Here is an 18,134-nt window from a genome sequence, read left to right on the forward strand (position 1 = left end):
GGAGTCACCGAGCTTAAATATCGATATCCATGCAGGTGGAGGAGGAAATTGAAGCCGGCCGTCGTGCTGTTCTTTGTCACAGGGGCGATGATTTTCCTGCAGTTGCTCATAGGGGGCTTGAGAGTGTTCGGCTTCATCGACGAGGGCACGCACATCGGCACCGGCATCCTGACCTTCATTCTCGCCATCATAACCTTAGTTGCCGCGGCGCTGACAAAGCCGCGGTACAGGCCGGCGATATCCATGTCGGTACTCCTCGTCATCCTAATCTTCGTTCAGGGTCTGCTGGGCTTCTCATTTCTGGATGCCAATAATGCAATTGTTAGTAACAGCGGAGGGCTCATCTTCGTCCATTTCGCAAACGCCCTCGTAATCTATGGTCTTGCTATCTCGATGGCGTTCATCGCCCTGCGCTGGAACAAGATTACCACGGCTATTCCGCCGAAACACCCATGACCCTCAACCCACGCGCCTCTCAGCCCACGACCCTCTGGCGAACAGCCATCCGAATATCCGCTCGATCTCCGCATCCTCTTACGGTTGCTTGACCGATCCCGAAACTCGTTGGCGGGGAACGACCTGACGCGTCAGTGCTAATACTTGGTTATTCTTGAGCCCGAGCCCCGTCGGAATCGAACTCGGATTAGCTTCGTGAACTTAGCTTGAAAAAGGAGGGGTATTCGTTACACTTCTGTGGCGCGCCCCACCGGACTCGTTTTCAGAAATTCCTTCCTCTACTCTTCTTCCCAGTCTTTGACCATGTCAGGTTCGAACTTTACTATCTTGGTCGCAGTGGCGTTGGTCCGAAGGATTGGGGGGACGACCCACAACGCCTGTTTCTCGTCCTCTGCCTCTATCATGACCCAGGCCTTGTGAACCCCGGCCTTACATCCCCAGTCGCAATTATACAAGTAGCCCTGCGCATAGACATTCTTCACCACTTTCCTGCAGTCAGAAGGCTCATGTGGCGATTCGACAAGAAACCTATCCATGGACTCACAATAGCCTCTGATTATATTAGCATTCCAGCACCGAACCGTCAACCTGCGAGTGACGAGCTATCCGCTTCTGACGATGAAATTCTCGGTATCCGGGTCCTTCAGATAGATCGCCCTCCAGGGACACGATTCTGCTGCCCTTCGGAGCCTTTCTAGATCGACCAACTTCTCATCTGCATCGGATATGCCCAATGGTTCTGCACCAATCTGCTGTCTCTCCAGGGAGAAATGCTCCGGGGCGAGAACCGCACAAAACCCTGTTCCAAGACAGAGGTCCTCGATGATTCCTGCTTTGAGCTTCTTTCCCTCCAAGGTCGTGATTTCTATCTCACCTCGCTTTTGGAGGTTGGCTTTCCTTATGTCGGGATTGCGGGTTATCGTGTCAGAAATGGTCTCGCCCGACCTCTTCGCGTTAACGAGCATCTTGTACGCCTTGTCCGTGAGCTCGACGGTTTCTGTCATGCTTGCGCCGTTATGGGTTTGTTTGCTATTTATTCTTGCAAGCGACGTTGGCTTCGAACTTTAGGTCAGCATCACTCTGAGAGCCTTCTCTCCATACACAGGCGCGCCCTCGTAGGATGGGACGCTGACCTGCTCTAACTGCCCTGTTTTATTTTCTGAAATATCTTACAGAAGTTAAGCCTACCACCAAGAAGGACAGAGAGAGTGCACACTCTTCAGGAGAATCTTTCAGAAGGCTTAAGGGATAGCTGGGACAACAATTCACACAATGGAAGTGGAACCCACGGTCAAGCGTAATCTGGAGCTCATGAAGACTCTGGACGACGCTTGGAATGCAGGACCTGGAAGTTCCCTCTGGGAGACATTCAGGAACCGTCACCACGAATATGTCGAGGTCTGTTGGCCTGGCGGAGCACCGCCTACGATTGGACGGCACAACCATGACCTGGAAGCCGTTGAATTCTTCAAGACCTTTCCGGACAACCACCTGATCAATAATCCCTACAAGGTCTTCTTCGGTCAGGGCGACTACACCTGCACGGTAGCAGATTTCTCAGGTACCATGAAGGGTCCGATGACGGGAGCGGACGGCAAGGTGATTCCTCCGACCAACAAGAGTTTCCACGTCGAGTTCTGTACTGTGGCCCACTGGAATGATGTAGGGGAGATACTTGAGGAGCGGCTTTTCTACGACCTAGTCGGACTGATGAAACAGGTCGGACTGTCCTAGTCCAACCCAAACATTCTCAGGAACACCCACTCCCGCAAACACGATGACGTTAGGGCTGACTACCGCCAGAGTTCTCTCCGCATACACATGCACCCAGTCTCTGGTTCGTAGGCTCCCTGGTCCCAACCTGACTGCTGTTTCTCTCTGAAAGATTTTGCAGCAGTTAATCTGAGAGGCTATGCCTACAAGAGAGAGCTGAAGACTGTGCGGTCGCCGGGATTTGAACCCGGGTTACAAGCTTGGAGGGCTTATGTCCTCTTGGCGCAATTGCGACTAGACCAGGCTGGACGACGACCGCACAACCCTCGAGCCTGACTCAGGGCTTTTAATCGTTGAACCCGCCAAGGCCTTCTCGACCTCGTAGACGACCCTCGCCGCCACCACATGCGCCTCCAGGGGCCTGGGATGTATCCTCGCCAACTCATCCACGAGCTCGAGCGTCCCCTGAGAGAAGTGTCCCCGGGGGAACCCCCCGACCAGCACGCAGGGGTTCTTCTTCTCGCAGACCTCCCGGGTGAGCTCTTCCAGCCTCGTCTGCCTTCCCTGAACCGACAGCCCGAAGACCGCGTCGGGGGAGATTCTCCGAACCAGCTCCTGCAACGTCCCCGGGTAGACCTTGACCAGCTCGTCCGCCGACCTTTCCGCGAGCAACTTCTCCACCAGCCCCCTGAACCTGAAGTAACTCTTCGGAATCCTTGTCCTCTCTGCCACCTCGAAGACCATTTCCGCGCAGGTGTGGACGAATAGCCTGACCGACCCTTCCAGGAACAGGGGCGTCCCCGTGACGTTCAGCACCGCTTCGTGGACCAGGTCCGGCCTCCCCCTCTTCTCCGAGTCCCTGAGCCTGCTCATCGCAGAGTGGTGGAAGCTCCTGTCGAGCAGGATCCGCGAGGCGTCCAGCCCCCTCCTGCGGGCGTCATTGACAACAGCCGGGCTCTTCAAGAGCTCCTTGGGCATCAGCTCCAGGGCCGACTCCGCCAGCACGAAGTTGAGCTTCACGGTGACCGCGACGGACGAGTAGGGTTAAGTCCTTTCTCGAGACCCTTCAGCCCATGAAGACCAGGAAGGCGAAGGAGGACGCCGCTGAGCTCGTGAAGCTCCTCACCGAGTCTTCGGTCGTCCTCTCCCACACCAACCTGGCGCTCGCCAAGGAGCAGGCCGCCCTAGCCAGGCGTGTCAGGCTCAGGTTCAACGTCCGCCTCGACCCTTCGCTGGGCAGGTTCACCTGCCGCGGGTGCAAGAGCCTCCTCGTCCCCGGGGTAAACGCCAGGGTCAGGCTGGGGCACGGCAAGCAGACGATCCTCCGTGTCACATGCGCTGAATGCGGCCGCGTGAATCGCCGAATTCTGGGAGAGGCTTAAATACACTGAAGCGTGGGTCGAAAATCCGATTCGTGAATAGTCATGGTAAGCGCACGCGATGTTCCATCGGCGAAGCTGATCAGCGTCCTGGCGGAGCAGGTCAGAGGCCTCCCCGAGATAAAAGAGCCCGAGTGGGCCCAGTTCGTCAAGACAGGCTCGCACGCTGAACGGCCACCCCAGGACTCCGGCTGGTGGTTCACCAGGGCCGCCTCGCTTCTCAGGAAGCTCTACCTCCACGGGCCCATCGGACTGAGCGACCTCGAGCGCGCCTACGGAGGGACCAAGGCAGTCGCCTACTTCCCCAAGCACCACAGAGACGCAGGGGGCTCCTCCATCAGGAACGTCCTCAAGCAGCTGGAGCAGGCCGAACTGGTGGCCAAGACGCCCAAGGGACGCATCCTCTCCTCGAAGGGCAGGGCGATGCTCGACAAGGCGAGCCAGGGGATCTTCGTTTCGATGATCGAGGCTGACAAGTCACTCGCGAGGTACGCCTAGTGATGTCAGAACAGCCGCAGAAGTCCTCTGACAAGGAAGCGACCGAAAGGAGGGCAATGAGGGAGGGCACGCTGAGGATGGCACTCACATCAGAGGCAAGGCAGAGGCTGGCCAACGTGAAGATGGTCAAGCCCGAGCTCGCCTCCTCGATCGAGGAGTACGTTATCCAGCTGGCATCCAGCGGGAGGCTGAAGAAGGCCATCGACGACGAGCAGGTGAAGCAGATGCTCCAGTCCCTCCAGGAGAAGAAGCACGAATTCAAGATGAGGCGCATCTAGCATGGGCCGAGTCAAGGACACTTCGAAGAAGAACAGGCTGAGGAAGGCGAGCAAGAGGACCCGTTCCGTCCCCACCTGGGTGATAGTCAGGACCGACAGGCACGTAAGGAGCAACCCCAAGAACAGAAGCTGGAGACAGCGCAAGCTGAAGATCAAGTGATAGTGAATGTCTGAACAGAAGTTCGAACCCCTCACCAGATCCTACATCGTCCCCCTCGGAGTAGTCTTCGAGGCTCCCCCCTACAGGAGGGCCAAGGTGGCGATCCGGGTCATCAGGGAGTTCGTAGCCCGGCACATGAAGGCCACGGACGTGACCATCGCGGAGGAGGTCAACCTCCTCATCTGGAAGCAGGGAATCCGGCACCCCCCCCGGCGCATCAAGCTGGACCTGGAGAGGGACGAGGACGGAATCGTCTCCGTAAAGCTCTCCCCTGAGCCAGAAGCAGTGTAGCCTTTGGGCCTCCACCTGTTGGATATCTACCGTAGCGTCAACATAGGCGTCTTCCTGAAGGCGAACGAGAAGTTCGTCCTGGTCCCCAAGGGCCTCGCCGAGACGAAGACCAGGAAGCTTTCCGAAGCCCTCGGGGTCGAGGCCGTCCCCGCATCCGTCGGGGAATCGAGGCTCCTGGGCCCTCTGGTCACCATGAACGGAAACGGCATCCTCGTTTCAAGGCTGGCCGGGTCGAACGAGATGGCCGAGATCAAATCCGCCACAGGCCTGAACGTCTCCAGGCTGGACTCGAAATTCACAGCCGTCGGAAACCTGGTCGCGGCCAACGACAAGTGCGCCCTCGTCTCCCCGGTCCTCGACTCCAGGGCCGCCTCCCAGGTCAGGGACGTGCTGGGAACCGAAGTGCAGACCATGGCCATCGGAGACTACTATCAGGTCGGCTCGCTGGTCGTTGCGACCAACGGCGGGGCCGCAGTCTACCCGGGCTTGGACGAGCAGGAGGTCGCAAGGATCGGGAGCCTCCTCGGGGTCGACGCACACCCGACCTCTGTCAACAGGGGCGTCCCCTACGTCGCCTCCGGGCTCGTGGCCAACTCCAAGAACGCTGTCGTCGGAAGTCAGACGACCGGGCCTGAGCTTGTCTTTATAACAAGGGCACTGAGCGTCTAAAAAAGAAAGGTCCTTCGGATGAGCAAGCAACCCACTGAAGAAGAGGCTCTCAACGCTCTCTTCGTCGAAGTGCGTGTCCTCGAGAACACATACAACGAGCTCAGCTCCCGCCAGAACATGCTGGAACGGGCCCTCCTGGAGAACAGGGCAGCCCTGGACACCCTCAACGGCCTCGGAGACAAGCCAGTGGACGAGGTGCTGACCCAGATCGGGGGAGGCGCCATGATCCGGTCGCCCGCACCCTCCACGGACAAGGTCCTCCTCAGCGTGGGCGCCAGCGTTGTCATCGAGAAGCCCAAGGCCGAAGCGATAGCAATCCTAGAGGGACGCAGCAGAGACGTCGAAAAGTCAATCGTCTCCATCATAGGCCAGAGGAACGAGATCGCCGAAAGGCTCCAATCCGACAGACAGGTCCTCAACTCAATGACCGCCCGCCAGAGCCAGGAAGACTGACCCTCCCATGTTCGACAGGCTGAAGCAGGCGTTCTCGGCAGTCACCAGCGCCGTACGGGAGAAAGAGCTTACTGAAGAGCAGCTCGACGAAGTCGTCTTCAACTTTCAGCTTTCCCTGACCGAAAGCGACGTGGCCCAGACTGTAGCCGAGGCCCTCACCCATGAGGTCCAGAAGAGCCTGGCGGGCACCAAGGTCGACCGCTCGGCCGACCCATCCGAAGTCGTTGGGGAACGACTGGCCACCGTCCTCGACACGGCCTTCGCCAAGGCAGGGACCGTCGACCTCCTAGCGAACGTCAGAGAGAAGAAGAAGACGGGTGAGCCCTACGTCATACTATTCCTCGGCATCAACGGCACCGGGAAGACCACCACCATCGCCAAGGTCGCGAGCCTGCTCAAGAAGAACGGGATCACGGTGGTGTGCGCTGCTGGGGACACTCACAGGCCGGGCGCCATAGAGCAGCTCACCGAGCACGCGGACAGGCTCTCCCTGAAGACAGTCTCCCAGCGCTACGGGGCGGACCCGGCGGCCGTCGGGAGGGACGGCCTCCTATACGCCAAAGCCCACCACATCGACTGTCTACTGATCGACACGGCTGGGAGGATGCAGACCAACCAGAACCTCATGGAAGAGATGTCCAAGATCGTCAGGGTGGTGAAGCCCGACTTCCGGATGTTCATCGCCGACGCCCTGACCGGGAACGACGCTGTCTCCCAGGCCGAGCTTTTCAACCAGCACGTCGGCTTCGACGGGGTGGTCCTGACCAAGGCGGACGCGGACGTGAGGGGCGGCGCCGCGCTGTCGATCGTCTACTCGACTGGGAAGCCAGTCATCTACCTGGGGGTCGGCCAGGGATACGACGACCTCGACTCCTTCGACACGAAGAAGTTCCTGGACTCCCTTCTGAAGTAGTAACCTAGTCCGGCAGCAGCGCGTCCCTGGGGTAGGTCTTCTTCGCCTTCCTTGCCATGTTCAGGTCGAGGTCCACGGTCACGAAGGGTTCGTCCTTCGAAGTCAGTCCAAGCACCTGGCCGTCCGGCCCCACGACCCATCCGCACCCTCCGAAGGTCGCCTCCCCCCTCTCCCCCGCCCGGTTGGACGAAACGCAGAAGGCCCCTGACACCACCGCCGCCACCCTCCCTCCGGCCAGCCACTTCTCTGTAGTTGGCTTCGGGGTCGCCCTGGGGACCGCGATTAGCTCCACCCTTTTCTTCCCGTAGACTCTTGCACTCGCCATCGACCAGAGGTCGGAGCAGATCATGAACCCCGCCCTGACTCGCCCGGCCCTGAACGGCTTGAACGACCTGTCCCCCCTGTGGTACCAGGACGCTTCGTAGAATCCCCCCTCGTCGGGGAGGTAGCTCTTCAGGTGGACCCCTTTCGCGCCCCCATGGGGCGTCCAGACGAACCCCTGGTTGAGCCTCTTCCCCCGGATGTTGACCGCCCTGCTCCCTAGCACCACGGGGACGCCGAGCTCCGAGAGGCGCTTCATCCACTTCTCGTGGTCTGTGACCGTCTCCTCCCAGATCTTCTCGTCGTACTTCTTCTCCGCCGCGAACCAGTAGTGGAAGGGCATTTCTGGGAGGAGGACCAGCTCGCTTGATTGCCTGCCCACATGTTCGACAAGAGCCGCCCAGTCCCTTCTGAACTTCTTCGGTTCGTCGTTCATCTCACACACCGTGACCCTCAGGCCCTGATCACCTCCAGACCGAACTGAGACACCAACCCCAGTATCTTATCCTTGTGGGCCCCGAGCCCCTTCCAGTCGAGGACCGCGTACTTCACCGGGGATGTGGTCCGCTGAATCATTTGCCCCACCATCCTGTCGTCGATATGTTCTAGCGAGTACTTCGCGGCGACGAATGAAATCGCGACTTCGTCTTCGACTACCATCTTCGTGAACCTCTCGGGGTAGTGATTCCCCCCGAAGGCAATGGCGACCTTGCTCCAGATGCTCTTCTGGCTCAGGCTCTCCACTAGGGCCTCGGCCACCACCCCCGCCGCTTCTTTGTCCCCCCAGTACTTCGCCGAGGACCCAAGCTCCACGAACAGGACGGGCTTCTGGAGGGAAGTCGGCCCGTGGTGTGTTGCCTCCATGGTGACCTCGTACCCCTTCAGCGTCTCCTTCCTCTTCGCCAGGGAAATCAGGTAGTTCTTGAGGAGGCTCGGGTCTGCCCTGGATAGCTCTCTCGGCCCCCCGCCGAACTTCGCTTCCCCCGAGAAGTTGCCAGTCGTATGTGCCGTGAGCGACGCAATTCCCGACTCGGCGCTGTGCCTGGACAGGAAGATGTAGGCCTGTGGGTTGAAGTACTCGTCCAGGTCCGGCGGGAACACGATCATCTCCTCGAAGAACGCGAGAAGGAACGACCCCTTCTGGTAGATGGGCTTCCCTAGGAGCTTGACTCCCGTCGATTCGAACCCTTGCCCTTCTATCAGCGCCGCGGCCAAGGTCGAGGAGGCGACGTCAGTCGAAGAGGCCACTATGACAGTCGCAGGCTCCCCCTGAGTTATCATGCCCCGCGGCTGACGAAGCCGGGTATTAACGATGATTCGGCGAAGGCAATCCCTTATCTCTTCGTGGACCGCCTTGAGCATAAGGTCGCTGGCTTGGAACTGTCGCGAAGCGGGCAGCTGATTCTCGTCCTAATCGCGGTGAGCATATCCCTCGGCGGCGCCCTCACCTACGTAATTCAGAACACCACAGCCACCATCGAGAATCAGAACGAGGCGATAGCCATACTCGACGGCCAGGCCGCCCGGACGCTGACGCTCTGGGGTTGCGAACCAGGGAGCTGCTACGGAAACTCCATCTGTCCGCTGCTCCTCGGCTGCGTGATGCTCGAGGGCGTCCCAGACTCCTTCGACTACCACGACAACTGGGTCAGCAACCATCCGATCACCGTTTACTACATAGACATCCCCTCACTTGCCTCCTGCGGGCCCTACAACAACTCCTCCGCTTGGATCGACTGCGTCGGCACCCACGCCGTGAAGCAATTCACAGGGTCAAAGGGGGGCGACACCTTCACTCTCAGCGAAGGCTGCGGGGGATACGTTGCCATCTACTATCTGACGGCCGGGGAGAACATCACTCCAGACATCAGCGTGACATTCGACCCTTCATTCGTCGGCACCGGAGTCTGCGCTGCCAGCCCTGTACCCTAGGCCCGCCCTCAGCCTGGAAGTTCTGGTGCGTCGTCGGGGCTTTTGAGACTCTGTAGTCTTTCGCAAGGTTCCAGCTTCCCTTAAGAAGTGAGTCACTCCCGCGTCGCCCCTGTGAATCAGCTGTGAGCAGCGACAATCGAATTTCAATTAGACCGTATGGAGAAGGAGACCTTTGGATATTGGAGAGGACACTCGGAGACCCGAGTCAGACGACGTACCTCAACGGGCCGGAAAGTGTTGAAAAAATCCAGAAGCGTCACAAGAAGTACGTGGCACTGTCTGCAGACCCGCACGCTGGGTGTATGTTCACGATTCTGGCAGGCTCTGACGTTGCACCTGCAGGCAATGTCGGATATTGGGATAGTGAATGGAAAGGACAGAAGGCTTGGGAGGTGGGATGGTTCGTGCTGCCCGATTTTCAACGGCGTGGAATCGCAACCGCTGCGACCAGAATAGTATTGGAATCGCTTGCCAAGCTGGAAGGCCCCAAACTCGTCTTTGCCGGTCCTTCGGTGGACAATCATGCGTCCAATGCGATGTGCAGAAAACTCGGGTTCACATTGACTGAGGAAGCTAACGTCGAATATCCATATGGCAGCGGACGCTTCATGCACATCAATATCTGGATGCTAAACCTCTAGCACCCATCTACAGTTCGAGTGACTAGGACCTTGCTACTCGCTTCGTTCTTCCTCTGCCACTCGTCGGCCAAGTCCTCGACTGTAGGCTCCTGTTCCTCAGCCAAGCCAATCAGTGCGGGTGTAAGGCTCAACTAAGCGTATCACCGTTTCCGTTCTCGGATTTCGCAAAAGCCCCGCGTTGCACCACGCACCAGAACCAGCCCGGCAGAGAGTTAAATACGCAGAACCAACGCAACCGGTACGGCACCAAGGAGCGGAAACCAATGACCGACGCAACCGGAGCGATGGAGGCCTCCGATTGGAAATGGTTCGCAAGGAGGCACTGGGGCGTCGTTGCCGTCTTCGTGGCCGCAATCATCCTGGCAATCATTGGCGCTGTCTACGTCTTCCTGTGGTTCGTCGCTATCGCCCAGTCGACCGGCCTGGTCCCCAGGATCGTTGGCCTCTGGACGATGGCTAACCTGATCGCCTTCATCCTAAACACCATCTTCTGGGAGTTCCTCCTAATCGGGATCCCTGTAATCGTAGGCGTAGTGATAGGCTGGATGTGGTGGAGAAGGCTCCCCGCCGACGAGAGGAGGGGCCGGATGTTCGGCAAGCGCACCCGCACCGCAAGCGGGGGCGGTGGAGTCTCGCTGCTCTTCTTCATCGCCTTCTGCATCAAGGTCTACCTCGACGGCAACTGGAATGTCGCCATTGGGACCTTCACACTGGACTACGTCGTGGGCTCCATGGTCCTCATCCTAGAATGGGTCGCTGTCATCTTCGGAATCCCCGCAGCCATAGCACTGGCCTGGTGGCTGAACCGCGAAATGAAGAAGCCCTAGCAGGCTTCCCTTTGTCTCATTGAAGACATATTAACCGCCGAGCCCAAACGGTTCCAAGAACTGAAATGGGCATCAGAGGCTTCCTTTCATCCGCGGCGGCCATATTCAGGCTTGCCCACAAGAGCGACAGGGACGAGTTCACCCTCTACCTCAAGCTGGTCGCCCTCGGCGTGGCCGTAGTGGGCACCATAGGGTTCCTGATCAAGCTGGTCGGAAACCTCTTCTTCGGCTGAAACGACGAGAATAAGGTTATTAGGCCAATGAGAATCGGGCTGATTCCCGCGTGTCCGTTATGAGCGAACAAGAAAGAACAGGGTCCATATTCCCGGTCAAGACCACCGGAGGTCAGGAAAGGACCGTGGCCACCTTCGTGGCCAACAGGGCGATTCAGAAGAAGAAGCCCATCTTCTCCGTCCTGGCCCTGGACACCTGGAAGGGCTACGTCCTCTTCGAGGCCCCCAACTCCCAGGTGGTGGACGAAAGCATCCAGGGGTTCAAGCACGTCAGGAGCAAGATCCCCGGGATGATGCAGTACTCGGACATCGAGAAGTTCCTGGTCACGAAGTCCATGGTCGCCGAGCTGAACGAGGGCGACACAGTGGAGATAGTCGCAGGCCCGTTCAAGGGCATGAGGGCGAGCATCTCCCGGGTGGAGCACGCAAAGCAGGAGATCACGGTCGTGCTGATCGACACAGCCTTCGCCATGCCCATAACCATCGACGCAAGCTACACGAAGCTGGTAGCCAGGGCAAAGACAGCCGCCGAGGCCCCGAAGTGACATAGCATGGGAGAGAAGAAAATAATCAACGCGCTTGTAACCGGTGGCGAGGCCAGCGCAGGCCCTCCGCTCGGCCCGGCCCTGGGCCCCCTGGGGGTCAACGTGCTCGGCATAGTCAACGAAATCAACGCGAAGACGGGGGACTTCAAGGGGATGAGGGTCCCTGTCAAGGTCGAAGTCGACCAGGAGACCAAGCTGTTCACCATCACCGTCGGAACCCCCACCACCTCGGCACTGATAGTGAAGGAGTCGGGGAGCACCAAGGGCTCGGCCAAGCCGAACCTGGACTTCGTCGGCGACCTGACCATGGACAAGGTCATCAGCATAGCCAAGAACAAGATGTCTGGCTCCTACGCAAAGACCGTCCGCTCGGCAGTGAAGGAGGTCGTCGGGAGCTGCGTCAGCATGGGGGTCAAGGTCGATGGGAAGGACGCCAGGGAGTTCATGGATGAGCTGAACGCCGGAAAGTGGGACTCGAAGTTCGAGTAGGCGTTTCCATGACACAACGCTTTTATCCGCTACACCGAGGCTCGTGAAGGAATTCGTGAAGGGGACGTGCTCTCGAATCAGCAACTCGCCGAACTGGTCAAGAAGGGCAAGGACCAGTCAAAGGAAAGGAAGTTCGCCCAGTCCGTAGAAGTAATCATCACTCTAAAGGACCTCGACCCCAAGAAGACGGACCTGAACATCAACGAGATCGTGTACCTCCCCCACCCCACCACCAAGCAGGCGAAGGTCTGCTTCATCGGCGGAGGGGACCTCGCCGTCAGGGCCAAGGCAGCCAAGGCCAACATGGTCCTCGACCCCTCCCAGCTTGAGAACTACGCTGGGAGCAAGAAGGACGCAAAGAAGCTCGCCCGCGCCTACGACTTCTTCCTGGCCGACACCGCCCTCATGCAGAGGATAGGCAAGATCCTGGGCCAGGCCCTCGGTCCCAAGGGAAAGATCCCGACTCCGGTCCCCCCAAACGCATCAGTCGAGACGATGATCAACAGGATGAGGACCGCCGTCCGCGTGAGAGGCAGGGGCTCTCTCGGGGTCATGGCCAAGGCAGGGGACGGGGCCCTGACAGAGGCGCAGCTGGCGGAGAACATCCAGGCCGTGGTCGCCGCCATGGCCAAGAAGCTCCCCAACGGGGACAAGAACATCAAGACGATAATGGTGAAGACGACGATGGGGAAGCCTGCCAAGCAGGCGGTCGATTAGAATGAGCGAGACGGTCCAGGTCCACAAGCCCAACGCGAGGAAGGTCGAGATCACCGAGAAGGTCGCAGAGCTGGCGAAGAAGTATCCAGTCCTCGCCGTGACCAACCTCTCGAAGGTCCGCGCCTCGCAACTGATGGCCGTCAGGAAGGCCCTGAGAGGGCACGCCGACGTCTACGTTGTCAAGAACAAGCTGGCGGTCCTTGGGCTGCAGAAGGCGGGGATCAAGAACGCCGACCAGCTCCTGTCGCACCTTACGGGCCAGAACGCCCTTATCTTCTCGACCTACGACCCGTTCAAGCTCTTCCTCACCCTGGACAAGAACAAGGTCTTCCTCGCGGCCCGGGCGGGGGACACTGCGCCGGAGGACATCATGGTCCCGGCCGGCAACACCAGCCTGCCCGCAGGGCCCGTCCTCAGCGAGTTCAGGGAAGCAGGAATCCAGACCAAGATCGAAGGGGGCAGCATCTGGGTCAACAAGGATTCCGTGGCCGTCAAGAAGGGAGCCGCGATCACGCCCAAGCTGGCCAGCCTGCTTTCGAAGCTCAACATCAAACCGATCAAGGCGGGCCTCACAATCGCCCTGGCCTACGAGAACGGCCTGATTTACGCTGGAGACATCGTGGCCATCGACCTGGAGAAGTACAGGCAGAGCCTCGTCGACGGATACGCTTCGTCCAGGGGCTTGGCCCTGGTCATCGGCTACGTCACAAGGGAGACCGCCCCTGACATCCTCGCCAAGGCCTATCGGGAGGCCATGTGCCTGGCGGTAGAAGCAGGGTTCCTCACGAAGGAAACGGCCCCGATGATCCTTGGCAAGGCCGAGGCCCAGGCCGCGGCGCTCACAGCCAAGGCTAGAGAAAAGGGCCTGCAGTAAGAGAAAAGGTATCTTCTACCCGAACAGAGAAGCGAGACCCTGTAGAGCCTCTTCTTCCTTCTTCTCCTCTTCTTTGGGCTTCTCTTCGGCCTTCGCCGCCGGTGCTCCAGGCGCAGCTGCAGCCGCAGGGGCTGCCGCCATCATCGCGGCGTTCTTCAGCGCCTCGTCGATGTTCACCTCGCTGAGAGCAGAGGCCAGAGCCTTAATCTTGACCTCGTCGGGGGCCACTCCGGTCGCCTTGACAACGCTTGTCAGGTTCTCTTCATTGACCGGCTTGCCCAGCTTGTGGAGAAGCATAGCTGCGTAGATGTACTCCATCTTGAATCGAACACAGGCCACGACTTTTGGTATTTAAGACTTTGAGGAAAAAACCCAATCCAGTGTTTATCTACTTCAAGGGAGGGAGTCTCCAAAGCCAGTGGACCCTCTCAATTGACCGAAAAGAAGGACGTTCTAAGATCGAAGTTCTCCGCTGACTACAAGCGCTACTACCTGGTCGACCTCTTCAAGCGTGAGGGTTTCGTCAGGAAGAAGTGCGAGAGCTGCGGCCGCTTCTTCTGGACCCTGGACGAGAGCCGGAGGCGCTGCGACGAGCCCCCCTGCTCGACCTACTCCTTCATCGGCAACCCGATAACCAAGAAGAAGCTCGACCGGGTCGGCCTCTGGAGGACGGTCGAGAGATTCTTCAAGGAGAACGGCCACCACATCGTGAACCGCTACCCTGTCGTCAGCAGGTGGAGGCCTGACCTCTACTTCACCGTCGCCTCCATCATCGACTTCCAGAGGATCGAGGCCGGCAAGGTCATCTTCCAGCTCCCAGCGAACCCCCTGGTCGTCCCCCAGGTCTGCCTCCGGTTCAACGACATACCGAGCGTCGGGGTGAGCGGGAAGCACGGCACCTCTTTCATCATGATGGGCCAGACCTGCCTCGACAACAAGGAAGGCTACTGGAAGGACCGGTGCATCGACCTCGACTTCGAGCTCCTAACGAAGAGGCTTGGGATCAACCCCGAGGAGCTGACCTTCAACGAGGACGTCTGGGTCGGCTACGGGGCCTTCGGCTACTCCCTCGAGTACTTCGCCCGCGGGGCAGAGCTCGGGAACGCCGTCTTCACCGCCTTCGAAGGAGACCCGGGCCACTACACCCAGATGAAAGAGAAGGTCGTCGACATGGGAGCCGGGCTGGACAGATGGGTCTGGGCCTCCCAGGGAACCCCGAACCTCTACGAGGCGAACTACGGACCTCTGCTCAAGAAGATGAACGAGCTCTGCAGGGTCGAGGTGGACCAGGACCTGTTCCTGAAGTATTCGAAGCTCGCCGGGACCATGAACGTCGACGAGTTCGGGCCCCTCGCTGAACAGAGGCGCCTGATAGCGAAGCAGCTCGGCACCGACCCCTCGAAGCTGGAGCAGTCCCTCGCCCCGCTCGAAGCCATGTATTCAATCGCCGACCACGCCCAGACCCTCCTCTTCGGGGTGGCCGACGGTATGCTCCCCAGCAACTCCGGGGGCGGCTACAACCTGAGGATACTCTTCAGGCGTGCCATGAACTTCATCAATTACCACCGTTTCCCGCTCGCCATCGACGAGGTGGTCAACTGGCACATCGACTACCTGAAGGGGATGTACCCCGAGCTCGAGGAGCACAGGCACGATGTGGCCGAGGTCCTGAAGGTCGAGGAATCCAGATATGCGGCCTCGCGGGAGCGCGTCTCCAAGATAGTCTTGTCTATCACCGCCGGGGGTAGCTCCATAAGCACCGAGGAGCTGATCCGGATGTACGACTCCGACGGCGTCACCCCTGAACAGCTGATCGAGGCTGGGGCGAAGGTCGAGCTGCCGGAAGACTTCTACGAGAAGGTCCAGGCACGCCACGTCTCCCGCAAGTTCGAAGAGGCGAAGCCCGACTTCCAGGTCGGGAAGCTCCCTCCGACCAAGCTCCTCTACTACGAGGAGGACGCCGGCTTCGACTTCTCGGCGAAGGTCTTGAAGGCCTTCCCTGGCAACCGGGTCGTCCTCAACAGGACCGTCTTCTACCCCAGAGGCGGAGGCCAGGAGCCTGACAGGGGCACCATCGGCGCCGCCAAGGTCGTCGACGTGGAGAGGTACGGCGACATCGTAATTCACAAGCTCGAAGGGAAGGCGCCCAAACCAGGGGCCCAGGTCAGGTGCCACGTGGACGTGAGGCGCAGGAGAAGGATAACCCAGATACACACCGCGACCCACATCATCAACGGTTCGTCACGGCAGGTACTCGGGCCCTGGGTCTGGCAGCACTCCGCGTTCAAGGAGGAGGACTACGGCAGGCTGGACATCACACACTTCTCCCACCTGACCGACGAAGAGGTCCAGAAGATCGAGGACCTCGCGAACGAAGTCGTCAGGAAGAACCTGCGGATCAGGAACACCTTCATGCCCCGGCAGGTGGCCGAGGAGAAGTACGGCTTCAGGCTCTACCAGGGGGGCGTCGTCCCCGGGCACTCCGTCCGCGTCGTGGACATCGGAGGATGGGACATCGAAGCCTGCGGGGGGACCCACACGAAGACCACAGGAGAAGTGGGCCTGATCAAGATAACCAAGGTCGAGCGCATCCAGGACGGAGTCGAGAGGATTGAGTTCGTCGCCGGAGAGGCGGCGGTCGAGTACATGCACAGGATGGATTCGGAGCTCCAGGAGCTGTCGACCGTGCTCGGCACCCAGCGCGAGAACCTGACCAAGGTGGCGAAGGCCCTCCTCCAGGACCTCGAAGAGACGCGCTCCCGAGAGAAGGCCCTCGGCCAGGCGGTCGCAGACCAGTCGGGCTCCGAAGTCATCTCCCGGGCGAAGAAAATCGGCTCGGCAAGGGTTTATGTCTCCAAGCGCCCCCCGTTCGGCGAGGAACAGATTATTTCTCAGGGCCAGAAGAGCGTCGCGACCGAACCCTCACTGATCTACGTAGCCCTGTTCGCCTCCGGAAAATCAGCCCGCGCAATCTGCTTCGTAGGCTCGGCCGCCCGACAGGCGGGCTTCTCGGCAGGAGAGATAGTCAAGAAGTTAGCCCAGTTGCTGGGAGGGTCGGGAGGGGGCTCCCCGGCCTTCGCCCAGGGGGGAGGCCCCCTCGCGGACAAGATCGACGACGCGGCAGCCCAGGCCGAGAAGATAATCACAGTCTCATCGAGTTGAAGCGCATGCCAAACAGAGAAAAGTACTGGCTCAAGGTCTGGGAGGACAGGCGAATCTTCGAGCCCGACCCGGTGACGGGGAAGAAGAAGATGTTCGTGACCGTCCCCTACCCGTACATGAACGCGGCCGTACACGTCGGGACTGCCTTCACCGCCGCCCGGGTCGAGTTCTACGCCCGGTTCAGGCGGATGCAGGGGTACAACGTCCTCTTCCCCTGGGCCTGGCATTGGACGGGCAAGACAATAGTCGGAATGAGCTCCAGGCTCAAGCAGGGGGACAAGTCAGTCAGGCACGCGTTCGAGACCGACGGCGTCCCCACGGAAGAGATAGAGAAGTTCGTCGACCCAGAATACCTCGCGTCCTACTACACGAAGGTGAGCCGCCAGGTGATGAAGGACACAGGGTTCTCCATAGACTGGAGGAGGGAGTTCCGCACGGTGGACCCCACCTACAGGAAGTTCGTCGAGTGGCAGTATCTCCGCCTCCGCGAGCTCGGCTATGTCGTCCAGGGGACCCACCCGGTGGTCTGGTGTCCCTTCGACAAGAGCCCCACCGGGGACCACGACCGGATGGAAGGGGAAGGGGTCTCCTCCGAGGAGTTCAACCTCATCAAGTTCCACCTGGGAGAGTTCGCCCTCGTTGCCGCGACCCTGCGCCCCGAGACCATCTACGGAGCCACCAACATCTGGGTCAACCCTGACGCCGAGTACTCCGAAGCGAGGGTGGACGGCGAGCTCTGGGTCGTAAGCTCCTCCACGCTGAACAGGCTCATCGAGCAGAAGCACGACGTGACCCCGGTCCGCTCCTTCAGAGGCTCTGAGCTGGTCGGCAGGTATGCCATGGCGCCCCTGACCGGCAAGTCCCTCCCGATCCTCCCTGGAAGGTTCGTGGACGAGTCGCTCGCCACAGGCGTCGTCTACAGCGTCCCGGCCCATGCCCCCTACGACCTGATGGCGCTGCTGGACATCCAGCTGGGGAGATTCCTGGTCGGGAGGCCAGTGAAGGAGATCGCGGACAAGCTGGCGCCCGTCCCGATCATCGCCCTGAGCGGCTACTCGGCAGTCCCGGCAGAGGACGCCATCAAGAAGTCGGGGGCTACCGACTCCCTCGACCAGAAGCTGGAGGCAGCTACCGAGGAGGTCTACAGCGCCGAGTTCCACCGAGGAGTGATGTCGCAGTCTTCCGGCCCCCTGGCAGGCCTGACCGTCCCCGAGGCGAAGGAGAAGGCAGTCGAGCTCCTGACGAAGACCGAGCGGCTGACCAAGATGCTCGAGCTGCCGCAGAAGGTGGTGTGCCGCTGCGGGACGCGCTGCTACGTCAAGATCCTGGAGAACCAGTGGTTCCTGAACTACTCGAACCCCGAATGGAAGGCCAAGGCGAGGCAGGTCATAGAGAAGGCCGCGGTCTTCCCCCCTGAGGCTCGCCAGTGGTTCTACTCTACCATCGACTGGCTCAACGACTGGCCCTGCGCCCGGCGCTCTGGCATGGGGACCAAGGTACCCTGGGACAAGGATTGGATCGTGGAGACCCTGAGCGACTCGACCATCTACATGGCCTACTACACCATCAGCAAGTTCGTTAAC

Annotated in this window: 26 protein-coding genes and 1 tRNA gene; 21 read left to right on the forward strand and 6 right to left on the reverse strand. The window is 59.8% G+C overall.

Going from position 1 to position 18,134, the window contains the following annotated elements:
• The first annotated feature begins 48 nt into the window (after positions 1-48).
• Positions 49-456: a hypothetical protein gene (locus OK438_04845; GenBank protein MDA4124764.1), complete on the forward strand. Its 408-nt coding sequence runs from the start codon at positions 49-51 to the stop codon at positions 454-456.
• 278 nt (positions 457-734) lie between these two features.
• Here the strand turns inward: OK438_04845 and OK438_04850 are convergent, their stop codons facing one another.
• On the reverse strand, positions 735-860 hold the full coding sequence (locus OK438_04850; protein ID MDA4124765.1) for a hypothetical protein: 126 nt from the start codon (positions 858-860) through the stop codon (positions 735-737).
• A gap of 198 nt (positions 861-1,058) precedes the next feature.
• A complete protein-coding gene (locus OK438_04855; protein MDA4124766.1) occupies positions 1,059-1,460 on the reverse strand; it encodes a ferredoxin in 402 nt (133 codons plus the stop codon).
• A 268-nt stretch (positions 1,461-1,728) separates the two neighbouring features.
• Between OK438_04855 and OK438_04860 the strand changes: the two genes are divergently transcribed.
• On the forward strand, positions 1,729-2,190 hold the full coding sequence (locus OK438_04860; GenBank protein ID MDA4124767.1) for an ester cyclase: 462 nt from the start codon (positions 1,729-1,731) through the stop codon (positions 2,188-2,190).
• 205 nt (positions 2,191-2,395) lie between these two features.
• On the opposite strand, the gene OK438_04865 is transcribed toward OK438_04860, so the two are convergent.
• Positions 2,396-2,488 (reverse strand) — tRNA-Gly (locus OK438_04865).
• Between the two features lie 435 nt (positions 2,489-2,923).
• Between OK438_04865 and OK438_04870 the strand changes: the two genes are divergently transcribed.
• From OK438_04870 to ftsY, 9 genes are read left to right on the forward strand one after another with little or no spacing between them, the layout of a single operon-like run.
• Complete coding sequence (locus tag OK438_04870) at positions 2,924-3,211, forward strand: hypothetical protein (GenBank protein ID MDA4124768.1); 288 nt, start codon at positions 2,924-2,926, stop codon at positions 3,209-3,211.
• Positions 3,212-3,242: 31 nt separating this feature from the next.
• Positions 3,243-3,551 carry a ribonuclease P gene (locus OK438_04875; protein MDA4124769.1) on the forward strand — a complete coding sequence of 103 codons (309 nt, stop codon included), beginning with the start codon at positions 3,243-3,245 and terminating at the stop codon, positions 3,549-3,551.
• A 42-nt stretch (positions 3,552-3,593) separates the two neighbouring features.
• Positions 3,594-4,046 (forward strand): 30S ribosomal protein S19e, encoded by a 453-nt coding sequence (locus OK438_04880; protein ID MDA4124770.1) that lies wholly within the window; start codon positions 3,594-3,596, stop codon positions 4,044-4,046.
• A gap of 2 nt (positions 4,047-4,048) precedes the next feature.
• Positions 4,049-4,324: a DNA-binding protein gene (locus OK438_04885; GenBank protein ID MDA4124771.1), complete on the forward strand. Its 276-nt coding sequence runs from the start codon at positions 4,049-4,051 to the stop codon at positions 4,322-4,324.
• Between the two features lies 1 nt (position 4,325).
• Complete coding sequence (gene rpl39e, locus OK438_04890) at positions 4,326-4,484, forward strand: 50S ribosomal protein L39e (protein ID MDA4124772.1); 159 nt, start codon at positions 4,326-4,328, stop codon at positions 4,482-4,484.
• Positions 4,485-4,490: 6 nt separating this feature from the next.
• Positions 4,491-4,775 carry a 60S ribosomal protein L31 gene (locus tag OK438_04895; protein MDA4124773.1) on the forward strand — a complete coding sequence of 95 codons (285 nt, stop codon included), beginning with the start codon at positions 4,491-4,493 and terminating at the stop codon, positions 4,773-4,775.
• A gap of 18 nt (positions 4,776-4,793) precedes the next feature.
• On the forward strand, positions 4,794-5,444 hold the full coding sequence (locus tag OK438_04900) for a translation initiation factor IF-6 (protein MDA4124774.1): 651 nt from the start codon (positions 4,794-4,796) through the stop codon (positions 5,442-5,444).
• A gap of 18 nt (positions 5,445-5,462) precedes the next feature.
• Complete coding sequence (locus tag OK438_04905) at positions 5,463-5,897, forward strand: hypothetical protein (protein MDA4124775.1); 435 nt, start codon at positions 5,463-5,465, stop codon at positions 5,895-5,897.
• Between the two features lie 7 nt (positions 5,898-5,904).
• Positions 5,905-6,810: a signal recognition particle-docking protein FtsY gene (ftsY, locus tag OK438_04910; GenBank protein MDA4124776.1), complete on the forward strand. Its 906-nt coding sequence runs from the start codon at positions 5,905-5,907 to the stop codon at positions 6,808-6,810.
• Between the two features lie 4 nt (positions 6,811-6,814).
• On the opposite strand, the gene OK438_04915 is transcribed toward ftsY, so the two are convergent.
• Both OK438_04915 and OK438_04920 read right to left on the reverse strand, forming a co-directional pair.
• Positions 6,815-7,567: a carbon-nitrogen hydrolase family protein gene (locus OK438_04915; protein MDA4124777.1), complete on the reverse strand. Its 753-nt coding sequence runs from the start codon at positions 7,565-7,567 to the stop codon at positions 6,815-6,817.
• Positions 7,568-7,584: 17 nt separating this feature from the next.
• A complete protein-coding gene (locus OK438_04920) occupies positions 7,585-8,412 on the reverse strand; it encodes a hypothetical protein (protein MDA4124778.1) in 828 nt (275 codons plus the stop codon).
• 93 nt (positions 8,413-8,505) lie between these two features.
• Between OK438_04920 and OK438_04925 the strand changes: the two genes are divergently transcribed.
• From OK438_04925 to OK438_04960, 8 genes are all read left to right on the forward strand, one after another.
• Positions 8,506-9,063 carry a hypothetical protein gene (locus tag OK438_04925; GenBank protein ID MDA4124779.1) on the forward strand — a complete coding sequence of 186 codons (558 nt, stop codon included), beginning with the start codon at positions 8,506-8,508 and terminating at the stop codon, positions 9,061-9,063.
• A 122-nt stretch (positions 9,064-9,185) separates the two neighbouring features.
• Entirely contained in the window at positions 9,186-9,704 is a 519-nt protein-coding gene (locus OK438_04930) for a GNAT family N-acetyltransferase (protein ID MDA4124780.1), read from the forward strand.
• 263 nt (positions 9,705-9,967) lie between these two features.
• Positions 9,968-10,531 (forward strand): hypothetical protein, encoded by a 564-nt coding sequence (locus tag OK438_04935; protein MDA4124781.1) that lies wholly within the window; start codon positions 9,968-9,970, stop codon positions 10,529-10,531.
• A 65-nt stretch (positions 10,532-10,596) separates the two neighbouring features.
• A complete protein-coding gene (locus OK438_04940) occupies positions 10,597-10,764 on the forward strand; it encodes a SecE/sec61-gamma family protein translocase subunit (GenBank protein ID MDA4124782.1) in 168 nt (55 codons plus the stop codon).
• A 59-nt stretch (positions 10,765-10,823) separates the two neighbouring features.
• Entirely contained in the window at positions 10,824-11,309 is a 486-nt protein-coding gene (locus OK438_04945; protein MDA4124783.1) for a transcription elongation factor Spt5, read from the forward strand.
• A gap of 6 nt (positions 11,310-11,315) precedes the next feature.
• Positions 11,316-11,798, forward strand: a complete 483-nt coding sequence (locus tag OK438_04950; protein ID MDA4124784.1) for a 50S ribosomal protein L11 — start codon at positions 11,316-11,318, stop codon at positions 11,796-11,798.
• A gap of 66 nt (positions 11,799-11,864) precedes the next feature.
• Positions 11,865-12,515, forward strand: a complete 651-nt coding sequence (locus tag OK438_04955) for a 50S ribosomal protein L1 (GenBank protein MDA4124785.1) — start codon at positions 11,865-11,867, stop codon at positions 12,513-12,515.
• Position 12,516: 1 nt separating this feature from the next.
• Positions 12,517-13,389 (forward strand): 50S ribosomal protein L10, encoded by an 873-nt coding sequence (locus OK438_04960; protein ID MDA4124786.1) that lies wholly within the window; start codon positions 12,517-12,519, stop codon positions 13,387-13,389.
• Positions 13,390-13,404: 15 nt separating this feature from the next.
• Here the strand turns inward: OK438_04960 and rpl12p are convergent, their stop codons facing one another.
• Positions 13,405-13,707: a 50S ribosomal protein P1 gene (gene rpl12p, locus OK438_04965; protein MDA4124787.1), complete on the reverse strand. Its 303-nt coding sequence runs from the start codon at positions 13,705-13,707 to the stop codon at positions 13,405-13,407.
• A 114-nt stretch (positions 13,708-13,821) separates the two neighbouring features.
• Here rpl12p and alaS point away from each other — a divergent pair, with 114 nt between their 5' ends.
• Together alaS and OK438_04975 are read left to right on the forward strand one after the other, a co-directional pair.
• On the forward strand, positions 13,822-16,551 hold the full coding sequence (alaS, locus tag OK438_04970) for an alanine--tRNA ligase (protein ID MDA4124788.1): 2,730 nt from the start codon (positions 13,822-13,824) through the stop codon (positions 16,549-16,551).
• 5 nt (positions 16,552-16,556) lie between these two features.
• A partial coding sequence (locus tag OK438_04975; protein ID MDA4124789.1) for a leucine--tRNA ligase occupies positions 16,557-18,134 on the forward strand: 1,578 nt, incomplete at its 3' end.

The sequence above is a fragment of the Nitrososphaerota archaeon genome (assembly GCA_027887005.1).
GTDB lineage: Archaea > Thermoproteota > Nitrososphaeria > Nitrososphaerales > Gagatemarchaeaceae > UBA183.